General features: G+C 53.6%; 5 protein-coding genes. All 5 read left to right on the top strand.

Annotated elements, in window-relative coordinates:
- On the top strand, positions 1 to 726 hold a 726-nt coding region (locus VFG09_08315; GenBank protein HET6515149.1), incomplete at its 5' end, for a pyruvate kinase alpha/beta domain-containing protein.
- 279 nt (positions 727 to 1,005) lie between these two features.
- Positions 1,006 to 1,584 (top strand): L-threonylcarbamoyladenylate synthase, encoded by a 579-nt coding sequence (locus VFG09_08310; protein HET6515148.1) that lies wholly within the window; start codon positions 1,006 to 1,008, stop codon positions 1,582 to 1,584.
- Positions 1,585 to 1,640: 56 nt separating this feature from the next.
- Positions 1,641 to 2,708, top strand: coding sequence for a glucose-1-phosphate thymidylyltransferase (locus VFG09_08305; GenBank protein HET6515147.1), 1,068 nt, complete (start codon positions 1,641 to 1,643; stop codon positions 2,706 to 2,708).
- A gap of 1 nt (position 2,709) precedes the next feature.
- A complete protein-coding gene (locus VFG09_08300; protein ID HET6515146.1) occupies positions 2,710 to 3,171 on the top strand; it encodes a dTDP-4-dehydrorhamnose 3,5-epimerase family protein in 462 nt (153 codons plus the stop codon).
- On the top strand, positions 3,168 to 3,832 hold a 665-nt coding region (locus tag VFG09_08295; GenBank protein ID HET6515145.1), incomplete at its 3' end, for a dTDP-glucose 4,6-dehydratase. The genes VFG09_08300 and VFG09_08295, both read left to right, overlap by 4 nt.

Raw genomic sequence — 3,832 nt, 5'->3', positions numbered from 1 at the left:
GTATACATCTGCCCTGTGCCCCATGTCAAGGGGAATATGATTTTCTCCGTAAATACCGATGATCTTCTCGCCCGGCAGCTTGCCTCGATGGGCTTCAAAGGCAACACTGCAAAGGCCGGTCTTGATGATTCAGAATCCTTTCTGCTAGTATTGCATGTGGAACGAAGGATCACCTACTTTGAAAAACCGGGGGTTGCGAATACGGCGGTCTGTCTTGAAGTCGTCCGCCAGGCATTCTCAGACCACGGATATAAGCATCTCGTCATCGCCTCGACCCGGGGTGAGACGGGAGAGTTGTTCTCATCCGCACTCAGGGACGACGATGTTAACCTGGTCGTCGTCACTCATTCCCAGGGCTTCAAGGAACCGAACACCAGCGAGATGCCCGTTGAGACGAGGCGGAGAATTGAGCAAAACGGTGCAAAGGTCTATACAGGCTCAATGCTCACGCATTCGATTGAAACAGCCTTCACTTCCAAGTTCAGCGGTCTCTATCCGACCATTATCGTAGCCCAATCACTGAGGCGGTTCGGGGAAGGGTCCAAGGTCTGTTGTGAGATCGTCATGATGGCTGCTGATGCCGGGCTCATACCGGAAGGCGAAGAAGTCCTTGCCGTTGCCGGAACGGGCTATGGCTCTGACACGGTCCTGGTTCTGAAGGCTGCTGCTTCAAAGAGATTTTTCGACCTCAAGGTCCTCGAAATCCTTGCCAAGCCCAGGGCGTAACACGCATAACCCTAATGTCGGCTATGGTGAGTCTTTTCCGTCATTCCGGGCTTGACCCGGAATCCAGCGACGTTGTTCTATTGCCGGGAAAGTCACTGGATACCGGCTTTCGCCGGTATGACTGCAAACGCCCAAACAGGACTTCAGATTTGGCGCATTCCTCCCCTAATGGAGATCTGGCTGCAAATGAGCAATTTTCAATGGTGCTTGAGTTTTAACGCAAGAATTATATGCAACTGTAACGTAGACATGCAGATAGTCAGGCTTACACAAGAGAACATGAACTACGTCATAGGGAAGGCACTGGCCATTCTCCGGAGGGGTGGTATCATATCCTATCCCACAGAGACATTCTATGGCCTCGGTGTAAAGTTCGATCTGCCTGATTCCCTCAAAAAGCTCTACGAGTTGAAGAGACGGCCCAAGAAAAAGGCCATGCCGGTCATCATCGGCGACAGGAGATCGCTTTCAGACGTGCTCCTGATGTCGTTGTCTCCCGCTGCCGAGGCGCTCGTGGAGCAGTTTTGGCCGGGCCCCCTCACCCTGCTTTTGCCCGCCAAAGAAGGGCTGTCTGATTATCTTACGGCACGTACCGGAAAGATAGCGGTCCGCATCCCTGGCGAGTCCTTCGCCCTTCATCTCGCCAGAAGGGCAGGATTTCCGATTACGGCGACAAGCGCTAATGTCTCGGGGATGCCGCCGGCTGACGATATCGAGACGGTCATGAAATACTTCGGAGAAGATATTGATCTCCTCATTGACGGAGGCAAGACACCGGGAGGAGCTCCTTCAACGATTGTTGACATATCGGAAGAGGGCTTCAGGATTGTCCGCCAGGGGGCGATAAGATTACCCTGAACCTTGGCTGTTGTTTTTGTTATAATAGACAACTTTCTGAGCAGAGGAACGGTGGAATGAAGGCATTGATATTGAGCGGCGGAAAGGGGACCCGCCTGCGACCCCTGACCTATACCATAGCAAAACAACTTGTCCCGGTGGGCAACAAGCCTATCCTCGGCTACGTCATCGACCACATCAGAGACGCTGGGATAAAAGAGATGGGGGTTATCATATCTCCCGAGACCGGAGACGAAGTGATGCGATACATCGACGGCGGAAAGCGATGGGGGATGCGGGTGACCTTCATCCCCCAGTCGGCCCCCCTCGGCCTTGCCCACGCAGTCACCACCGCGAAGGATTTTTTGAAGGACGACGATTTTGTGATGTATCTTGGTGACAATCTTCTCAGCCGGGGCGTCAAGGATGCCCTGAAGAAATTCAGGCAGGAGTCGCCTCAGGCATTAATATTTCTGAAAGAGGTCGATAATCCGAAACAGTTTGGCGTGGCAAAGCTCGACGGCAAGGGCAACATCGTAAAGCTCGTCGAAAAACCGAAGCGGCCTCCTTCAAACCTCGCCCTTGTCGGTGTGTACATCTTTTCAAAGGAGATCCATGACGCAATCTCACGGATAAGGCCCTCGTTCCGGGGGGAATTGGAGATAACCGATGCCATACAGGAGCTGATCAATATGGGACATAAGGTGAAGAGTGAAGTCCTCGACGGATGGTGGCTCGATACCGGAAAAAAGGATGACCTTCTCCAGGCCAACACCGTTGTCCTCGACGATTACATAAAACGGGATATCAAGGGAAGTATCGACCGTTGCAGCCAGGTAACGGGCAGGGTTGCTATCGCAAAAGGCGCCGTTATCAGGGAGAGCATTATCAGGGGACCGGTCATCATCGGGAAGGACACAGAGATCACGAACTCTTTTGTCGGGCCCTTCACGAGCATCGGTGAGGGCGCACGGATAACGCATTCCGTCATCGAACATTCCGTCATCCTCAATCGCGCGGTCCTCTCGGGCATCGAAAGGCTTGAGGACAGTCTCGTAGGGAAGAACACGAGGGTTGTGAAGAAACATACCCACCATAAGGCCCTGCGCCTTATGGTCGGGGATGACTCGGTAGTCGAGGTCTAGAATGTTCACGGACGGGAAGATCGAAGGGGTCTTGATGAAAGAGATGAAGCCCCATCACGACAGCCGGGGCTGGCTTGCCGAGACCTTCAGGATCGACGAGCTCGGCGATTATAAACCCGTGATGAGTTACGTGTCGGTCACCCTTCCGAAGATAACGAGGGGACCTCACGAACACAGGGACCAGACAGACTACTTCTGTTTTTTCGGCGCCTTCTCTCTCTATCTCTGGGACAACAGGAAAGAGTCCCCGACACGGGGGTACAGGATGGTCATAGAAAATGCCGACAGGCTCATCGTTATGGTGCCGCCGGGGGTAGTCCATGCCTATAAGAATGCCGGGGATTCCGAAGGGATGGTGCTCAATTTCCCCGACCGGTTGTTTGGAGGATGGGGGAAGAAGGAGAAGGTGGACGAAGTGCGATACGAGAATGATCCCGAGACACCTTTCAGGGTCGGACCATGAGGATCCTTACCACCGGCGGATGCGGCTTTATCGGTTCGAATTTTATCAGGCATATTCTCAGTACCTATCCGGACTACGCGATCATCAACCTCGATGCCCTCACCTATGCGGGGAATCCCGAAAACCTCCGGGACGTGGAAGGTGACAGCCGATACACCTTCGTCAAGGGAGAGATCGGGGATTCTTCGCTCCTGAAGGATATCATGGGCGGCGTTGACTCCGTCGTTCACTTCGCGGCCGAAAGCCACGTGGACAGGTCCATCGCCGACGCCCATCCCTTTCTGGTGACCAATGTTATCGGAACCTATACGATGCTCGAAGCCGCTAAGAATGCGTCGATACCCCGGTTCCTCCACATCTCTACCGACGAGGTCTACGGAGCCCTTGGAGAGTCGGGAAAGTTTACCGAGGAGACGCCTCTCATGCCGAATTCTCCTTACTCCGCATCTAAGGCATCCGGTGATATGCTCGTGAGGGCATACCATGAGACCTTCGGTTTTCCCTCGATCATCATCAGGCCTTCCAACAACTACGGCCCCTTCCAGTTCCCTGAAAAACTCATCCCCCTCATGATCACAAACCTCTTTGAAGAGAAACCGGTTCCTGTTTACGGCGAAGGGAGGAATGTGCGAGACTGGCTCTATGTTGAAGACACCTGCAG

It is taken from the genome of Thermodesulfovibrionales bacterium (assembly GCA_035686305.1).
Lineage (GTDB): Bacteria > Nitrospirota > Thermodesulfovibrionia > Thermodesulfovibrionales > UBA9159 > DASRZP01.
The sequence above is the reverse complement of the archived record's forward strand: the minus strand, read 5'-3'. Positions and strand labels throughout refer to the sequence as shown.

What these genes read in the sequence shown, in the direction of transcription:
- VFG09_08300 (HET6515146.1), top strand. Translation starts at nt 2,710, where the DNA reads ATGTTCACGGACGGGAAGATCGAAGGGGTCTTGATGAAAGAGATGAAG.
- VFG09_08305 (HET6515147.1), top strand. Translation starts at nt 1,641, where the DNA reads ATGAAGGCATTGATATTGAGCGGCGGAAAGGGGACCCGCCTGCGACCC.
- VFG09_08310 (HET6515148.1), top strand. Translation starts at nt 1,006, where the DNA reads ATGAACTACGTCATAGGGAAGGCACTGGCCATTCTCCGGAGGGGTGGT.